Source organism: Zhengella sedimenti (assembly GCF_046506625.1).
GTDB classification, from domain to species: domain Bacteria; phylum Pseudomonadota; class Alphaproteobacteria; order Rhizobiales; family Rhizobiaceae; genus Zhengella; species Zhengella sedimenti.
On record NZ_JBKFFP010000001.1, the window covers coordinates 55654 to 72683 of the forward strand.

17 protein-coding genes are annotated in these 17030 nt (G+C 66.1%); 15 read left to right on the top strand and 2 right to left on the bottom strand.

Annotated features, from left to right (window positions below; translation table 11 throughout):
* Positions 1 to 84 precede the first annotated feature (84 nt).
* Positions 85 to 675: a TadE/TadG family type IV pilus assembly protein gene (locus tag ACLB6G_RS00300; protein WP_410354109.1), complete on the top strand. Its 591-nt coding sequence runs from the start codon at positions 85 to 87 to the stop codon at positions 673 to 675.
* 38 nt (positions 676 to 713) lie between these two features.
* Positions 714 to 1337 (top strand): TadE/TadG family type IV pilus assembly protein, encoded by a 624-nt coding sequence (locus ACLB6G_RS00305; protein ID WP_410354110.1) that lies wholly within the window; start codon positions 714 to 716, stop codon positions 1335 to 1337.
* 40 nt (positions 1338 to 1377) lie between these two features.
* Here ACLB6G_RS00305 and ACLB6G_RS00310 read toward each other — a convergent pair whose 3' ends face one another.
* Positions 1378 to 2277, bottom strand: a complete 900-nt coding sequence (locus tag ACLB6G_RS00310; protein WP_410354111.1) for a PhnD/SsuA/transferrin family substrate-binding protein — start codon at positions 2275 to 2277, stop codon at positions 1378 to 1380.
* A 133-nt stretch (positions 2278 to 2410) separates the two neighbouring features.
* Between ACLB6G_RS00310 and ACLB6G_RS00315 the strand changes: the two genes are divergently transcribed.
* From ACLB6G_RS00315 to ACLB6G_RS00360, 10 genes are all read left to right on the top strand, one after another.
* Positions 2411 to 3649, top strand: a complete 1239-nt coding sequence (locus ACLB6G_RS00315) for a phosphopentomutase (protein WP_410354112.1) — start codon at positions 2411 to 2413, stop codon at positions 3647 to 3649.
* Entirely contained in the window at positions 3642 to 4535 is an 894-nt protein-coding gene (mutM, locus tag ACLB6G_RS00320) for a bifunctional DNA-formamidopyrimidine glycosylase/DNA-(apurinic or apyrimidinic site) lyase (protein WP_410354114.1), read from the top strand. The genes ACLB6G_RS00315 and mutM overlap by 8 nt, the downstream gene beginning before the upstream one ends.
* Positions 4536 to 4574: 39 nt before the next feature.
* The gene (locus tag ACLB6G_RS00325) at positions 4575 to 5348 is read left to right on the top strand and encodes an enoyl-CoA hydratase (protein ID WP_410354115.1); all 774 of its coding nucleotides are present in this window, start codon (positions 4575 to 4577) and stop codon (positions 5346 to 5348) included.
* 166 nt (positions 5349 to 5514) lie between these two features.
* On the top strand, positions 5515 to 5778 hold the full coding sequence (rpsT, locus tag ACLB6G_RS00330; RefSeq protein ID WP_410354116.1) for a 30S ribosomal protein S20: 264 nt from the start codon (positions 5515 to 5517) through the stop codon (positions 5776 to 5778).
* A gap of 917 nt (positions 5779 to 6695) precedes the next feature.
* Positions 6696 to 8165 carry a chromosomal replication initiator protein DnaA gene (gene dnaA / locus ACLB6G_RS00335; RefSeq protein ID WP_410354117.1) on the top strand — a complete coding sequence of 490 codons (1470 nt, stop codon included), beginning with the start codon at positions 6696 to 6698 and terminating at the stop codon, positions 8163 to 8165.
* 338 nt (positions 8166 to 8503) lie between these two features.
* On the top strand, positions 8504 to 9622 hold the full coding sequence (dnaN, locus tag ACLB6G_RS00340) for a DNA polymerase III subunit beta (RefSeq protein ID WP_410354118.1): 1119 nt from the start codon (positions 8504 to 8506) through the stop codon (positions 9620 to 9622).
* Positions 9623 to 9639: 17 nt separating this feature from the next.
* Positions 9640 to 10818 (top strand): DNA replication/repair protein RecF, encoded by a 1179-nt coding sequence (recF, locus tag ACLB6G_RS00345; protein WP_410354119.1) that lies wholly within the window; start codon positions 9640 to 9642, stop codon positions 10816 to 10818.
* Positions 10819 to 10827: 9 nt separating this feature from the next.
* Positions 10828 to 11589 (top strand): molybdopterin-synthase adenylyltransferase MoeB, encoded by a 762-nt coding sequence (locus tag ACLB6G_RS00350; RefSeq protein WP_410354120.1) that lies wholly within the window; start codon positions 10828 to 10830, stop codon positions 11587 to 11589.
* A 1-nt stretch (position 11590) separates the two neighbouring features.
* Positions 11591 to 12853, top strand: a complete 1263-nt coding sequence (locus ACLB6G_RS00355; RefSeq protein WP_410354121.1) for an aconitase X — start codon at positions 11591 to 11593, stop codon at positions 12851 to 12853.
* Positions 12844 to 13266: an aconitase X swivel domain-containing protein gene (locus ACLB6G_RS00360; protein ID WP_410354122.1), complete on the top strand. Its 423-nt coding sequence runs from the start codon at positions 12844 to 12846 to the stop codon at positions 13264 to 13266. Before ACLB6G_RS00355 ends, ACLB6G_RS00360 begins: the two co-directional genes overlap by 10 nt.
* A 27-nt stretch (positions 13267 to 13293) precedes the next feature.
* Here the strand turns inward: ACLB6G_RS00360 and ACLB6G_RS00365 are convergent, their stop codons facing one another.
* A complete protein-coding gene (locus ACLB6G_RS00365; RefSeq protein ID WP_410354123.1) occupies positions 13294 to 14295 on the bottom strand; it encodes a 2-hydroxyacid dehydrogenase in 1002 nt (333 codons plus the stop codon).
* Between the two features lie 207 nt (positions 14296 to 14502).
* On the opposite strand from ACLB6G_RS00365, the gene ACLB6G_RS00370 reads away from it, so the two are divergent.
* The 3 genes from ACLB6G_RS00370 (at position 14503) to fabB (ending at position 17028) form a co-directional block, all read left to right on the top strand.
* On the top strand, positions 14503 to 15048 hold the full coding sequence (locus tag ACLB6G_RS00370) for an SH3 domain-containing protein (protein WP_410354124.1): 546 nt from the start codon (positions 14503 to 14505) through the stop codon (positions 15046 to 15048).
* Positions 15049 to 15260: 212 nt separating this feature from the next.
* On the top strand, positions 15261 to 15779 hold the full coding sequence (gene fabA, locus ACLB6G_RS00375) for a 3-hydroxyacyl-[acyl-carrier-protein] dehydratase FabA (RefSeq protein ID WP_410354125.1): 519 nt from the start codon (positions 15261 to 15263) through the stop codon (positions 15777 to 15779).
* Between the two features lie 31 nt (positions 15780 to 15810).
* Entirely contained in the window at positions 15811 to 17028 is a 1218-nt protein-coding gene (gene fabB / locus ACLB6G_RS00380) for a beta-ketoacyl-ACP synthase I (protein WP_410354126.1), read from the top strand.
* Positions 17029 to 17030 lie beyond the last annotated feature (2 nt).

Below are 17030 nucleotides of genomic sequence, written 5' to 3' on the forward strand. Positions count from 1 at the left end.
GTTTTTCCGCAATCCCAAAACCGGATTTCAACCCATTCGCTGTAACGTCCTTGCCATACCAGTGCGTTGTCAAAAGGTATGGATATGGCACAAGAGACCAATGGCGTGATCCGGGCGGGGGAGATCGCGGAACAGGGCAAGACCCGCCGTACCGGCTTGTTCAGGCGCTTCGCGCGAAACAGGAAGGGCGCCACGGCGATCGAATTTTCCGTGCTGGCCATTCCGTTCTGCCTTCTCGTCTTCGCGATTCTCGAAAGCAGCATTTCCTTCGCCGCCCAGCAGGTCATGGCGAATGCCGGGGACAGCGTTGCCCGCCAGCTTCGCACCGGACAGATCAAGCCGAACGCCATCAACGAAGCCGCGCTGAAGCAGCTCATCTGCGACAAGCTCGAGATCATCGTGGCCGACGGTTGCCCCGGCCTGGAGGTCGACCTGCGCGAATTCAACACGTTCGACGCGGCCTCGAAGGTGCGCATCAAGCTGACAGCCGACAAGGACATCGACACGTCCGATTTCGATGTCGATCCGGGCGGCGCACTGACGATCAACATGCTGCGAGTTTTCTATCGCTGGCCGGTGATGACCGACCTGATGCGTTCGTCCATGTCCAACCTCAAGGACGGAAAGACGCTTCTGTTCTCGACCGTCACCTGGCGGAACGAGCCTTACAGCTGATGCGCGTGCGGAAATACCGGGGAGCAAGGGAAAAAGTCATGATGTCCTGGGCAAGAAAGACCAAATCAGGCGTGCTGGCACGCGTCCGCCGTTTCCAGGGCGACCGCAAGGGCATCGCCGCCGTCGAGTTCGCCATGATCGCGCCGATCCTGATCGTGATGTATTTCGTCACGCTGGAACTCGGCCTCGCCATCGAATCGAGCAAGAAGGTCGGGCGGACCGCTTCGATCGTCGCCGACCTTGTGACGCAGAACCAGTTCGTCACCAAGACCGACATCGACGCCATGATGCGGATCGGGGAAGGCACGCTCCAGCCCTACAACCGCTCGAACCCGGAAATCCGCATCACCGCCATCCAGTTCGATGACCAGGATCCGCCCGTGGGCCGGGTCACCTGGTCCCGCAAGGCGATCGGCACGACCACGTCGCAGCATCTTTCCAAGGACACCGATGTCACGCAACTCGTTCCAGCCAAGCTGCGCATCAAGGACACCTTCCTGGTGCGGGTCGAAACGCGGCTGTCCTACAAGCCGGTCATGGCCTGGACCTCGGACGAGAAGGAGGGGCTCGGCCTCACCGCCGCCTTCGATTCCATCGACATGGGCGAAACCTTTCACCTGCGGCCGCGCATGAGCGCGACCATCGGCTGCGGCGACTGCTGACACGGTCCGCCACCAATCCTCGAACCGCAAGGCCCGCCGGTCATTCCCCGGCGGGCCTTGTCTTTTCCTTCTCCAGGATCCCGTCCAGCATGGCTGCCGCGCCCTCGTAGCCTGCGTCCCCGACAAGGTGGAAGCCGCCTGGAAAGCGCGGCGACAATGCCTCGACGAGGTCCGGCCTGGCTTGTGCAAGCCCTGAAAGAAATCCGCGCAGGATCGTTTTCGCTTCGGCGTCGAGCGTTGTACTCACGGCGTGCGGCCCGAAGGCCAGGACAGGGCCGCGCAAGGCGATGGTCAGGCCGGCCGGCGAAAGGCCGCGCGCGCCAAGCAGCGCCATCGTGCCCGTCCCGGCGATGTCACCGCCGGGCCCGGTCAGCACATGACCGGCGAGCGCGTCGGTCCTGCCGTCGATGAAGGCCTGCAGCGCTTCCTCGCCGGTCGCGAAGCCGACCGGGCTGGCGCCCTCGGGATCGCCGCCCGGCGCCAGCGCCTCCAGGGCGCCCGGAAGGCCCGTCTCAACATGGGCCAGGATATAGGACCCGCCATCGCCGGAAACGGGCAAGCGCCGGATCACGACGGCACGCGATCCCGTCGCGCCCGTCGCGGAGACCGGCGCGGCAATCGCCTCGACGCAGGCGCAATAGCGGCGTGCCGCCACATAGGCCATGGCCGAATAGATCCCGTAGTCGACCCGTCCGGCAGCCTGCGCGTCGATCAGCGCGGCATAGTCGCGTGCCACCACAAGCTCGACCGGCAGGCCAAGGGCATCGGCATAGGCGGCCCGGATCAGGGATGCGCCGGCAGTGTCCGGGGGGCCGCCCTGCGCCGCGATCCCGATGCGGAACGTTCCCTTCTCCTCGCGCCAATCCGCCCCCGCGGCGGCGCCCGGCAAGGACGCCACGAGGACCGAACCGGCAAGAAAGGTTGCAGCAATGCGGGTCACGGCGTTCTCCGGAAGGTGCGGACAGGCGGCATTGGCGGAACGATCGTGCACCGATATGGTTTCCGAATTGCCAACAGCCCGGAGCACGCTTATCTCTGGGTCCGGCAAACCTGCATGAAAACGGAACGAAAACATGGCGCGTGCTTTCCTGTTCGTCCTTGATTCCGCCGGCATCGGCGGAGCGGCGGACGCGGAGCGTTTCGGGGACACCGGCGCCGACACCATCGGACATATCGCGGAAAGCTGCGCGCGCGGCGCAGGAGACCGCGCGGGCCTGCGTTCAGGCCCGCTTCGCCTGCCCCACATGACCGCGCTCGGCCTGGGACAGGCCGCGGCCATCGCGACGGGGCGCGTGCCGCCCGGGCTGGAGGGGCCGGTCCACGGCTTTCACGCCGCAGCGCAGGAAATCTCGAGCGGCAAGGACACACCTTCCGGCCATTGGGAGATGGCAGGCCTGCCCGTAACCTTCGACTGGGGCTATTTCCCTGACACGGACCCTTCCATGCCGGAAGAACTGCTGCAGGCCGCCGTCGGCGAGGCCGGCCTTCCGGGATGGCTGTGCAACCGGCACTATTCCGGCACGGCGGTGATCGACGACTACGGCCTGGAACACATCGCCACCGGCAAGCCGATCATCTATACCTCGGCCGATTCGGTGATCCAGATCGCCGCGCACGAGACGCATTTCGGACTGGACAAGCTGTACCGGCTATGCGCGATCATGCGCGTTCACGCCGACGCGTGGAAGGTGGGGCGCGTCATTGCGCGCCCGTTCACCGGCGAAGCGCCCGGCGCGTTCGTGCGCAATTCGGCCAGGCGGCGCGACTATGCGGTGCCGCCGCACGAGCCGACCCTGCTCGACCGGCTGACGGAGGCCGGCCGCAAGGTCTTCGCAATCGGCAAGATCGGCGACATCTTCGCCCATCGCGGCATTTCCGACCTGCGCAAGGCATCGGGCAACATGGCGATGTTCGACGCGGCGCTCGGCGCCATGGAAGAGGCCGGCGACGGCGATCTCGTCTTCGCCAATTTCGTCGATTTCGATTCCGAGTTCGGACACCGCCGTGACGTGCCCGGCTATGCCGGCGCGCTGGAAGCCTTCGACCGGCGGCTGCCTGAGGCGCTTGCCCGGCTCAGGCCCGGCGACATGCTGATGCTGACGGCCGACCATGGCAACGACCCGACATGGCGCGGGACCGACCATACGCGCGAGCGCGTTCCCGTGATCGGGACAGGTCCCGGCCTGAAGCCGGTCTCGGCGGGCCTGCGCCCGACATTCGCCGATATCGGCGAGACGGTCGCGGCGCATCTGGGCATCGCACCGGGCCGCCACGGCACATCCTTCCTCGACCTGATCCGCGCCGATGCCTGAGCTGCCCGAGGTGGAAACGGTGCGCCGAGGCCTGGCGCCGGTGATGGAGGGCGCCTGGATCGAAAGGGCGGACATCCGCCGGCCGGACCTGCGCTTTCCCTTTCCCGAGCGGTTCGCCGACAGGCTTGAAGGCCGGCAGATCACGGCGCTCGGGCGGCGCGCGAAATACCTGCTCGTCCATCTCGACGACGGCACGGTCGTCATCTGCCATCTCGGCATGTCCGGCTCCTACCGGATCGAGGCAGGCGAGACGCCGGTCCTGCCCGGCGACTTCCATCACGCGCGATCCAAGGACAGCGCGCACGATCACGTGGTGCTTCACCTTGCCACCGCCAGCGGCGCGGCCGTCCGGGTGGTCTACAACGATCCGCGCCGGTTCGGCTTCATGCTCTTGGCGCGCGAGGAGGGTCTCGCCGAACATCCCGCGCTGAGCGGACTGGGACTGGAACCGACGGGCAACGCGCTCGATGGCGCGGCGCTGGCACGTTTGTTCCGCGACAGGCGGGCGCCGCTGAAAGCGGCGTTGCTGGACCAGCGCCTGGTCGCAGGGCTGGGCAACATCTATGTCTGCGAGGCGCTCTGGCGGGCCCGGCTTTCGCCGCTGCGCAGCGCCGGAACGCTGGCCAGGCGGGACGGCGGGCCGGGCGTGCGGGCGGAACGGCTGGCGCAGGCCATCCGCGCCGTGATCGCCGAGGCCATCGCGGCGGGCGGTTCGTCGCTGCGCGACCACGTCCAGGCCGACGGGACACTCGGCTATTTCCAGCATGCCTTCGCGGTCTACGACCGGGAAGGTGAACCATGCCCGGCGCCAGGCTGCCGCCACGCCGTGCAGCGCTTCGTCCAGGCCGGAAGGTCCACATTTCATTGCCCGGCTTGCCAACGCTGACTAGGTTGGTCGCAAACCGGGCCCAGCAAGGGGAGAACCATGGCATACGAAACCATCCTGACCGACACGCGCGGACGCGTCGGCATCATCACGCTCAACCGGCCGAAGGCGCTCAACGCGCTCAACCTGACCGTCATGGAAGAGGTCTGCGAGGCGCTTGCCGGTTTCGACAGCGATGACAAGATCGGCTGCATCATCATCACCGGCTCCGAGAAGGCCTTCGCGGCGGGCGCCGACATCAAGCAGATGCAGCCGCTGACCTACCAGGACACCTATTCGAAGAACCTTTTCGCCGGATGGGACGCGGCAACGCGCACGCGCAAGCCGATCATCGCCGCGGTGGCCGGCTACGCGCTCGGCGGGGGATGCGAACTGGCCATGATGTGCGACTTCATCATTGCCGCCGACAATGCGCGCTTCGGACAGCCGGAAATCACGCTCGCCGTCATTCCCGGCATGGGCGGTTCGCAGCGCCTGACGCGCCTGGTGGGCAAGTCCAAGGCCATGGACATGTGCCTGACAGGCCGGATGATGGACGCCGCAGAGGCTGAACGGTCGGGGCTTGCCTCGCGGGTCGTTCCATTGGCCGACCTCATGGAAACGGCGATGGATGCGGCGGAGAAGATCGCCTCCTATTCCCTGCCCGCGGTGATGATGGCCAAGGAGGCCGTGGACCGCGCCCTGGAGACGACGCTCGCCGAGGGCCTGCGCTTCGAGCGGCGGCTGTTCCACTCCACCTTCGCGTTCGAGGACCAGAAGGAGGGAATGGCCGCGTTCACCGAAAAGCGCAAACCCAATTTCAAGCATCGCTGAGACGCCGGAAAGGGTCTGCAAAGCCGTGCGGGAAAGCGTTGACTGGGGCGAAAAGCTGCACTATAAGCCCCGACAACCGCGGCGGCCTTCTGGCCGCCCGACATGTTTTCGCGTCCCCACGGCCGAAAGGCCGGACGCCCCAAGCTGAGAAGAAGAGAGAGGCACCATGGCCAATACACCTTCGGCCAAGAAGGCTACGCGCAAGATCGCCGCGCGCACCGCAGTGAACAAGACGCGCCGTTCGCGCGTCCGCACCTTCATCCGCAAGGTCGAGGAAGCCATCGCTTCCGGCAACAAGGACGATGCCCGCGCGGCCCTGCAGGCGGTGCAGCCGGAACTGATGCGCGCGGCCTCGAAGGGGGTGATGCACAAGAACACGGCCTCCCGCAAGGTCTCGCGCCTGGTGTCCCGGGTGAAGGCCCTCGGCTGACAAGCCGGAATTCCTTCCTACAGCTTACCGGAAAGGTCCGCGGTGTTGCGCTGCGGGCCTTTTCCTGTTGCGGGTGCGGCAAGTCGTTAACTTTGTTTTCCTTTTGCCGGCACAGAAAGACCGCGGCCTGACACAAGGCCCGGAACGAATTCAGGACGATATTTTCCAGGTCACTAATTCGTCATTTATTTCATAGAGTTATCCAAGGTTATCCACAAACCATCCCCATGGCGGCAGGACAAGTCCCCGAAGCGGGGAGTCAAGCAAAATCTTTGAAAAAATTTCTTTGCCGCCTGCCCGGTTCGTTCGTTTGGCGAAAAGATATGAATCCAAACGATTTATCAGGCGGGGGTGAAACAGGGCACCGGAGTCAAGAGGTCTTGCGACCCAGATTCGTTAAAAATTGGTAAGTGCAAGGCTTGCCCTTTCCACAGTGTTTTTTGTAATCTCCAGACATCGAGAGGGACGGGCCCGGGGGCCTGAAACACCGTCAAAAGGCAAGAATTCCATCCCGGATGATCAATCCGGGAGCGGTGGAGTCTGCTCTCTCGACCGGTTGTTCGCAACCGGCAGCAGGATCGGGTGCGGCGTCATGCCGTCACAACGATCCGGCCTTTTTGCCAGTAGCCGGCTCTGCCGGTCGGGTGGGGCGACCTGCAGGCAAGAGGGTATCAGGACATGGGCAAGGCCTACCGGTTTGCGAAACCCCTCGGTTTCGCAAGACAGGGAAGTCTTGCCTGCGAGAGGGGGCGGCCTTTTCTTGGGCCTTCCCGGATCAGGAAGGGTTCTTCGGGGTTGCGGGCGTAGCGGCGGCGCTCCGGAGCGGGACAAGGGAACGAGGACAGATGCAGGGCGCGATGCAGACTGCAATGGCCGGGCGGAACGATGGCGTCTGCGCGGATACGAGGAACCATGAAATGACAAAGAAAGGGATGAACGCGGAAGCGTCGTTCGACCGCGTGCGGGCTCAACTGAAGGCGAAACTCGGCAACGAGGTTTACCAAAGCTGGTTCGGACGGATGAAACTGGTCGAGGCTTCACGGTCCGTCGTCCGCCTTTCGGTCCCGACCGCATTCCTGCGGTCATGGATTTCCGGACACTACAACGATCTCCTGACGCAACTCTGGCAGGCCGAAAGCGCCGAAATCCTGCGGGTCGACCTCATCGTCCGCTCGGCGACACGCAGCCGCAAGCAGGATCAGGAGGCGCAGGCCGAGCCGGCCGTTCGCCAGGCGGTGAAGGCCGGAATGCAGTCCACGGCGACAATCGCCCAGTTTCCGGCTTCGGTGCAGCGCGCTCCGGCGCGGCCGCGCCACGAAGATGGCGGGCGCAACAGCGTTCTCGGCTCGCCGCTCGATCCGCGTTACACGTTCGATACCTTCGTCGAGGGCTCGACCAACCGGATGGCACTGGCGGCGGCGCGGACCGTCGCCGAATCCGGCTCGCCCTCCGTGCGCTTCAACCCGCTCTACATCCATGCCTCGGTGGGCCTGGGCAAGACGCACCTTCTGCAGGCCATCGCGGCTGGCGCGCTCAAGCGGCAGTCACAGACCCGCGTGGTCTATCTGACGGCAGAGTATTTCATGTGGCGCTTTGCCACCGCGATCCGCGACAATTCCGCGCTGACACTGAAGGACCAGTTGCGCGACATCGACCTGCTGATCATCGACGACATGCAATTCCTGCAGGGCAAGACGATCCAGAACGAGTTCTGCCACCTGATCAACATGCTGCTCGACAGCGCCAAGCAGGTGGTGGTGGCGGCGGACCGCCCGGCCGGCGAACTGGAATCGCTGGAGCCGCGGGTGCGCTCCAGGCTGCTCGGCGGGGTGGCGCTGGAAATGGGCCAGCCTGACTACGACATGCGGCTCAACATGCTGCGCAACAAGCTGGCCGAGGCGAAGGCCGAGGACCAGAGCCTGGAGATCGGCGAGGACATCCTGGACCATGTCGCCCGCACGGTGAGCGGATCGGGCCGCGAGCTGGAAGGCGCCTTCAACCAGCTCCTCTTCCGGCGGTCGTTCGAACCGCAACTGACAGTGGACCGGGTGGAAGACCTGCTGGCGCACATCTACCGCTCCGGCGAGCCGAAGCGGGTGCGCATCGAGGATATCCAGCGCATCGTGGCGCGCCACTACAACGTTTCGAAGTCGGAACTGCTGTCGAACCGGCGCACCCGGACGATCGTCAAGCCGCGGCAGGTGGCGATGTACCTGTCCAAGGTGATGACGCCGCGTTCGCTGCCCGAGATCGGCCGGCGCTTCGGCGGCCGCGACCATACGACCGTCCTGCATGCCGTGCGCAAGATCGAGGACCTGACCACCGGCGACCAGACGCTCGCCCAGGAAATCGAACTGCTCAAGCGCCTGATCAACGAACAGGCCTGACCTATCGGGACGGGCCGGGCATTCCGGCCCTGCCCGCGGTTGCGCCATTTTCGCGGCGGACCGGACCGGCGGCGCAAAGATGCCACCGGTCGAGCCAGGCGGGAGACGCGGCAAGCAGCCGCGCCTCCCGTCCCGCCCACTGACCGGCCGCAGGCGGCGCGCCAGCGTCCGGGCGCATCCGAAATGGCGTGGATAGGCGTGTCCGCAACGCTATGCGCCCTTGCCTTCGGAGCGGTTTTCCTGTTGTTTTGCACGCTACTTCCGGCCGTCCGGCCGGACGGTCCGCCCAACCGGCAGGACCGGTTCCCTGTTTCGGTCAATCTTCCCGGGTCTCTCCCATGCGCGTCACGCTTGAACGGTCAAACCTTCTGAAGTCGCTGAACCACGTGCATCGCGTGGTGGAGCGCCGCAACACGATCCCGATCCTGTCCAACGTGCTTCTCAAGGCCGAGGGGCAGAGCCTGGAAATGAAGGCGACCGACCTGGACCTCGAGATCACCGAAGCCACGGCGGCGCAGGTCGAGCAGGCCGGTGCGACCACCGTGCCCGCCCACCTGCTCTACGACATCGTGCGCAAGCTGCCCGACGGGGCCGAAGTCATGCTCAAGGTGGAGGAGGACGGCGGATCAATGAGCGTCATTTCCGGGCGCTCCAGTTTCCGCCTGCAATGCCTGCCGCAGGCCGATTTCCCGGAACTGACGGCCGGTTCCTTCAGCCACGTCTTCCGCATGGATTGCGAAGACCTCAAGGGACTGATCGAGAAGACGCAGTTCGCGATTTCCACCGAGGAGACACGCTATTACCTCAACGGCATCTTCTTCCACACGCTGGAAGACGGCGGCAAGCTGAAGCTCAGGGCGGTGGCGACCGACGGGCACCGTCTCGCCCGAGCCGAGATGGAAGCGCCGGCCGGCTCGGAAGGCATGCCCGGCATCATCATCCCGCGCAAGACCGTCAGCGAGTTGCAGAAACTGGTCGACGCGCCGGACATGAAGGCGACGGTGGAGCTTTCCGACACGAAGATCCGCTTCACGCTCGGCTCGGTGATCCTCACCTCCAAGCTGATCGACGGCACTTTCCCCGACTATCAGCGCGTCATTCCCACGGGCAACGACAAGACCTTGCTCATCGACCGGCAGAGCTTCGGCCAGGCGGTCGACCGCGTCTCGACCATCTCGTCGGAACGCGGACGGGCGGTGAAGCTCTCCATCGGCAACGGACAGGTGGTGCTGACGGTCAACAATCCCGATTCCGGTTCCGCGACCGAGGAAATCGCCGCGGGCTACGAGGCGGATGCGCTGGAAATCGGCTTCAACGCCAAGTACCTGCTGGATGTCACGTCGCAGATCGGCGGTGCGCAAGCCCGCTTCATGCTGGCCGATGCCGGTTCGCCGACGCTGATCTCCGATCCCGACGATCCGGACGCCCTCTACGTTCTCATGCCCATGCGCGTGTGAGCGGGGTCCCAAGGGCGATGGAGGAGACGGGCGGACTTCCGCCGCGCGTCTGGCTTTCGCGTATCCGGCTGTCCGATTTCCGCAATTATGCGAGCCTGTCGCTGGCACTGGGCGACAGCCATGTCGTGCTGACCGGCGAGAACGGCGCGGGCAAGACCAACCTGCTGGAAGCCGTGTCCCTGCTTTCGCCAGGACGCGGCATGCGGCGCGCGTCCTACGAGACGGTGGCGTGCGGCAATTCAGCGGGTTTCGCCATTCATGCCGTGGTCAACGGGCCGGATGGCGAGACCGAGATCGGCACCGGCACGGCCGGGCTTTCGCCGGGCGAAGCGGGGCGGCGCATCCGCATCAACGGCGCGACCGCCCGTTCGGCCGAGGACCTCCTGGCGCATCTGCGCGTCGTCTGGCTGATCCCGGCCATGGACGGGTTGTTCACCGGCCCGGCCGGCGACCGGCGGCGCTTCCTCGACCGCATGGTGCTGGCCATCGACCCCGCCCATGGCCGCCGCGCGCTGGATTTCGAGAAGGCCATGCGCGCGCGCAACCGCCTGCTAGCGGAAGACCGCCAGGACGACCGCTGGTTCGAGGCCATCGAGGCGCAGATGGCCGAAACCGGAACGGCCATCGCCGCGGCGCGCGGCGAGCTGATGACCCTGCTCAAGGCCATGAACGAACGCCTGCCGGCCGGCAGCCCGTTTCCCAGGGCCGATCTGGCGCTGACCGGCGACCTGGAGACCGCCTGCGCGGCGCGACCGGCGGTGGATGTGGAAGAGGAATACCGCGCTGCGCTGCGCCAGGGCCGCGCCCGCGACCGGGCGGCGGGCCGCACGCTCGAAGGCCCGCACAGGTCCGATCTGGAGGTTCGCCACAGGCCCAAGGACATGCCGGCAGCGCTGTGCTCCACGGGCGAGCAGAAGGCTTTGCTGACCGGCCTCGTCCTGTCGCATGCCCGGCTGACGGGCGAAATGGCCGGCATGGCCCCCGTCCTGCTGCTCGACGAGATCGCGGCGCATCTGGACGCGGGGCGGCGGGCGGCCCTGTTCGAGATCATCGACGGCCTGAACGCCCAGGCGATCATGACCGGCACGGACGCGGCCCTGTTTTCGGCATTGTCGGACAGGGCGCAGTTCTTCCGCGTATCGGCCGGCACCGTCACGCCGGAAGAGCCGCCTGACAGCGGCAAGGGAAAGCGATAGGCTCCGCCCATGGACACGAAGCTCAGCGACAGCGAACTGGAACGCTATGCACGCCATATCGTCCTGCCGGAAGTGGGCGGGGCGGGGCAACAGCGCCTCAAGGCGGCGCGCGTGCTGGTCATCGGCGCGGGTGGGCTGGGCGCACCCGTGCTTGCCTATCTTGCCGCGGCCGGTGTGGGCACGCTCGGCATCGCGGATGACGACACGGTGTCGCTGTCCAACCTGCAGCGCCAGGTCATCCACGGAACGGACGACGTGGGCGCGGCAAAGGTGGAAAGCGCGGCGCGGGCAATCGCCCGGCTCAACCCGCATGTCAACGTCGAGGCACACGCGCTGCGCCTGACGCAAGACAATGCTGCCAACGTCGTCGAGCGTTATGATCTGGTCGTTGACGGGTCGGACAATTTCGCCACGCGCTACCTGGCGGCCGATACCTGCGCGGCGCTTGAAAAGCCGCTGGTGACGGGAGCCGTCGGGCGGTTTGACGGATCGGTGACGGTGCTGACGCCCTTTAACCGTTTTCCCGACGGCACGCCCTGCCCCGGCTATCGCGACCTGTTTCCCGAGCCGCCGCCCGCCGGCGTGGTGCCGTCCTGTGCAGAGGCCGGCATCCTCGGCGCCCTGACCGGGGTGATCGGCACATTGCAGGCCATGGAGGCGATCAAGGTCATTGCCGGGACGGGAGAACCGCTGATCGGGCGCCTGCTGCTCTACGATGCGCTGGCCGCCCGCTTCGAGACGATCCGCTACCGGGCACGCGGGAGCCGCTGACGTGACGGTTCATCTCAACGGCGAGGAAAAGGCCATTGCCGCGGGGCGGGACGGCGACGGCACGGCCATGGCCATGCGGCTTGTGGCCGAGACCGCGCGGCTGATGGGCGCGCCTCGCCTCATTCCGGTCGCCTCCGCGCATATCGACGGGGCTCTCTACCACGGCGATTCGGGCACGCTGTTCGCGGAAAAGCTGGTGGAAGGCGGTGCGCGCGTTTCGGTGCCCTCCACGCTCAATGTGGGGGCGCTGGACCTGACGGGCTGTTCGCGCCAGCGCCTTGGCGACCATGAACGGGCGATGGCGCGGCGGATGATGCAGGCCTATCTGAAGCTCGGCTGCCTGCCGACATGGACCTGCGCGCCCTACCAGGCCGGACACAGGCCCGCGGCGGGCACGGATGTCGCCTGGGGCGAATCCAACGCCGTTGCCTTCTGCAATTCGGTTCTCGGCGCGCGCACCAACCGCTATGGCGATTTTCTCGACATCGCCTGCGCCATCGCCGGCCGTGCGCCAGCCTATGGACTGCACCTGCCGGAGAACCGGGTCGCGCGTTTCGTGTTCGACCTTTCCGGCGCACCCGACGCCTATCTCGCCGACCCTTCGAACTGGCCGGTGCTGGGCTCGCTCTATGGGCGCATGGCCGGCGATGCGGTGGGCGTGGTGACAGGCGTCACCGCGCATCCGGGTGAAGACCAGTTGAAGGCGTTCGCGGCAGCGGCGGCCTCGTCCGGTGCTGTCGGGCTGTTTCACGTCGCTGGGATCACGCCCGAAGCGCCCGACCTGGAAACCGCGCTTGGCGGAAACGCGCCGGATGAGATCATCGCTGTCACGGCGGCGATGGCGCAGGATGCCCGCGCGCGCCTTTCCACCGCGGCCGGCGGCCGGCTCGACGCCGTGGCCATCGGCAGTCCGCACCTGTCGCATGAGGAATTCATCGTCCTCGACCGGCTGATCGGCGACCGGCACCTGGCCCTGCCGTTCCATGCCTGCACCGGGCGCCATGCGCTGGAGGCACTGGTCCGGAGCGGATTGAAGGACGCGCTGGAAGCCCGGGGTGTGACCATCGTGGCCGACACATGCGTGGTCGTCACGCCGATCATGGCGGCTGTCGAGGGGGGCGTGCTGATGACCAATTCGGGCAAGTTCGCCCATTACGCGCCGGGCAATACCGGATATGCCACGCTGTTCGCCTCGCTTGCCGATTGCGTGGAAAGCGCTGTCGCCGGACGGCCGGTGTTCGCGGAGCGGCCCGCATGGAACTGAAGGCTCAGATCCTCTGCGCGGGCAGGCCTGGCCGGGGGCAAGGCCTCGTGCTCGATGCACCGATCAGCTTCTGGGGCGGTGTCGATCCGAAGACGGGGCGCATCGCCGATGTGCGCCATCCCCAGCACGGTGCCTCCGTGGCCGGGACCGTGCTTTTCCTGCCCGGCACGATCGGCTCGTCCTCGGCTTCGGCGGTGATGTTGGAACTGGTCCATTCGGGGCATGCACCGGCCGGGCTGGTCATGCACCAGCCGGATGCCATCCTGCTGCTCGGCTTCCTGACAGCGGCGGAGATGGGCTGGCGCCCGCCCATGGCAGTGAAGCTGGACAAGGCGCACCACGCCCTGTTCGCAGGCCGTGACGTGACGCTGCATGAGGACGGCACGCTGGCCGCGGACATCGCCACGGCCTGATCGCCCGCACCCTCCCTCGATGATCTCTCAGGCCTGCGAGGGCAGGACGCGATCCGGCGGACGGTGTCCGTCCGCCATGGTGCGGATATTGATGATGACCTTTTCGCCCATGTCGATGCGGCCCTCGATCGTGGCCGATCCCATATGCGGCAGGATCACGACCTTGCCAGCCTCCGCCAGCTTCAGGAACCGCTTGTCCAGCGCCGGTTCGTGCTCGAACACATCGAGGCCAGCGCCGGCGAGGTGGCCGCTTTCGAGGCAATCGGCCAGCGCCGCGCCATCGACGATCTCGCCGCGCGCGGTGTTGACCAGATAGGCGCCGGCCTTCATCAGCTGGAGCCGGCGCGCCGACAAGAGGTGGAACGTTGCCGGGGTGGACGGGCAGTTGACCGAGATGATGTCCATGCGCGCCAGCATCTGGTCGAGACTGTCCCACCAGGTGGCTTCCAGCTCTTCCTCGATGGCAGGGGCGACGCGGTGGCGGTTGTGATAATGGATCGACAGGCCGAATGCCTTGGCACGGCGGGCCACCGCCGTGCCGATCCGTCCCATGCCGACGATGCCGAGCCGCTTGCCGTGGATGCGGTGGCCGAGCATCCAGGTCGGCGACCATCCGGCCCAGGTCCCGTCGCCCTTGAGCAGGTCGGCGCCCTCGACGAGCCGGCGCGGCACGGCAAGCATCAGCGCCATGGTCATGTCGGCGGTATCCTCATTGAGGACATTGGGCGTGTTCGTGACATGGATGCCGCGCCTAGCGGCAGCCGCCACGTCGATGTTGTCGACACCGTTGCCGTAATTGGCGATCAGTTTCAGGTTCTCGCCGGCCTGGGCGATGAGCGCGGCATCGATCCGGTCGGTGATCGTCGGCACCAGCACGTCGGCCTCCTTCATGGCGGCCAGAAGCTGGGGCTGGCTCATCGGCGCGTCGTCGACGTTGAGCCGGGTATCGAAGAGCTCGCGCATGCGCGTTTCAACCTGATCCGGCAGCTTGCGCGTGACGATGACGAGCGGCTTCTTTTTTCCCGGCATGTGCGACCTCTGCTCCCGATCCGTTGAGACCTCTTTAACCAAGACCGTTCACAGTGCAACGGCTCATGGCGAGAGGCTCCCCATTGCGGGACTGCGGCAGCACCCCCGGCAATGCGAAACCTGTCTAACAAGCGCCGTGACGGATGACAAAGAAAATCAGGCCGGGCCGCCCGACGTGGCGTATCCGGCAAGCAGGTCAGTTCGAAGATGCGTCATTTGGTCCTTTCCGGTCTCGCCATCGCGGCCGTTCTCGCCACCCCGTTCATGATTGCCGCACCGGCAGCCGCCGGCGAAGCCCAGGCTGCCGTGCTGGGGCCAAGCGGCCTGCCGCTGCCCCGATTCGTCTCGCTGAAAGCCAGCCAGGCAAACCTGCGGATCGGTCCCGGCACGACCTACCCGGTGGACTGGACCTATGTGAAACGCGGCCTGCCGCTCGAAATCATCCAGGAATATGACACCTGGCGGCGGGTGCGTGATGCCGACGGAACGGAAGGCTGGGTCTCCCAGGGCCTTCTGTCTGGCCGGCGGACCGTGGTCGCGGCCCCCTGGGATGCCGGAACGGGCGCGCTGCTGGACCTCATGGCCAAACCCGGCGAGGGCGCCGGGCGGCTGGCCCAGGTCGAGCCCGGCGCCATGGGGGATGTCATTGCCTGCGGCGGGCAATGGTGCCATGTCAATTTCTCCGGGACCAAGGGCTGGATGGAACAGGCCCGCCTGTGGGGCGTCTACCCCGGAGAAAAGGTCGAGGACTGATCCCGGCACGCGGGCGGCACTGCCGTCTTCGCGGAAAAATGACGCCAAAAGCTTGCGTATTAGCTCTTTCGGCTTTGCCCCGGCGCGCGCTTTCCTGTAATCGCGAACAGGACGCAGCTGCCTGCGGCACCTCATGCCGGCGCGGTGGTTTTCGGACGTGCCGCCTCCGTGCTAGGGATGCGGCCAGCCAGAAACAGAAAGACGGAACGACGATGGCCGAACGGAAGAACGCTTACGACTACGAAGACCTGCTGGCTTGCGGGCGCGGGGAACTGTTCGGCCCCGGCAATGCGCAATTGCCTGCCCCGCCCATGCTGATGTTCGACCGCATCACCGACATTTCCGAAGACGGCGGCGCCCATGGCAAGGGCTATATCCGCGCCGAACTCGACATCAAGCCCGACCTCTGGTTCTTTCCCTGCCATTTCATCGGCAACGAGATCATGCCGGGCTGCCTCGGCCTCGACGCCATGTGGCAATTGACGGGCTTCTACCTGGGCTGGCTCGGCGAACCGGGCTACGGGATGGCGCTTTCCACCGGCGAGGTGAAGTTCAAGGGCATGGTCACGCCGAAGACGAAGCTTGTCGAATACGGCGTCGATTTCAAGCGCGTGATGCGCGGGCGGCTCGTTCTCGGCATTGCCGACGGCTGGCTCAAGGCCGACGGCGAGACCATCTACACGGCATCCGACCTGAAGGTCGGCCTGTCCAAGGAAAAAGCCGGCGCATGATGCGCTTGGCCATGCCATGCAAGGAGTATCCATGAGACGAGTGGTCGTAACCGGCATCGGGATCGTATCCTCCATCGGCAACAATCCGGCCGAGGTGACGGCATCCCTGCGCGAGGCCAGATCGGGGATCACCTTTTCGGAATCCTTCGCGGAGCACGGGTTCCGCAGCCAGGTCTGGGGACGCCCGACCATCGACGGCGCCGACCTGGTGGACCGCCGCGCCATGCGCTTCCTCGGCCAGGGCGGCATCTGGAACCATATCGCCATGCAGCAGGCCATCGACGATTCCGGCCTGGAAGAGGGCGATATCACCAACGAGCGCACCGGCATTGTGATGGGCTCGGGCGGCCCTTCAACGCGCACGATCGTGGAAGCCGCCCTGACGACCGAGAAGAACGGCAGCCCGAAGCGCATCGGCCCGTTCGCCGTGCCCAAGGCCATGAGTTCGACGGCCTCAGCGACGCTTGCAACGTGGTTCAAGATCCACGGCGTCAACTACTCGATCTCGTCGGCTTGCTCGACATCCGCCCATTGCATCGGCAACGCGGCGGAGCTCATCCAGATGGGCAAGCAGGACGTGATGTTCGCCGGCGGCCACGAGGATCTCGACTGGACCATGTCCAACCTGTTCGATGCCATGGGCGCCATGTCGTCGAAGTACAACGAGACTCCGGGTTCGGCCTCGCGCGCCTATGATGTCGGCCGCGACGGCTTCGTCATCGCCGGCGGCGCGGGCGTCGTCATCCTGGAGGAGCTGGAACACGCCAGGGCGCGCGGCGCCAAGATCTATGCCGAACTGGTCGGCTACGGCGCGACATCTGACGGCTATGACATGGTCGCCCCGTCGGGCGAGGGCGCGGTTCGCTGCATGCGCCAGGCGCTTTCGACCGTCGACGCCAGGGTGGACTACATCAACACGCACGGCACCTCGACGCCCGTCGGCGACAGCCGCGAAGTCGCGGCCATCCGGGAGGTCTTCGGCGAGGACATGCCATGGATAGGCTCCACGAAATCGCTGACCGGCCACTCGCTCGGCGGCGCCGGCGCACAGGAAGCGATCTATTCGATCCTGATGATGCAGAACGACTTCATGGCCCAGAGCGCGCATATCGAGACCCTTGACCCGGAATTCGAGGGCACGCGCATCCTGACATCGCGCCAGGACGGCGCCTTCGATGTCGCCCTGTCGAACTCGTTCGGCTTCGGCGGCACGAACGCGACCCTCGTCTTCCAGCGTCACAACGGCTGAGG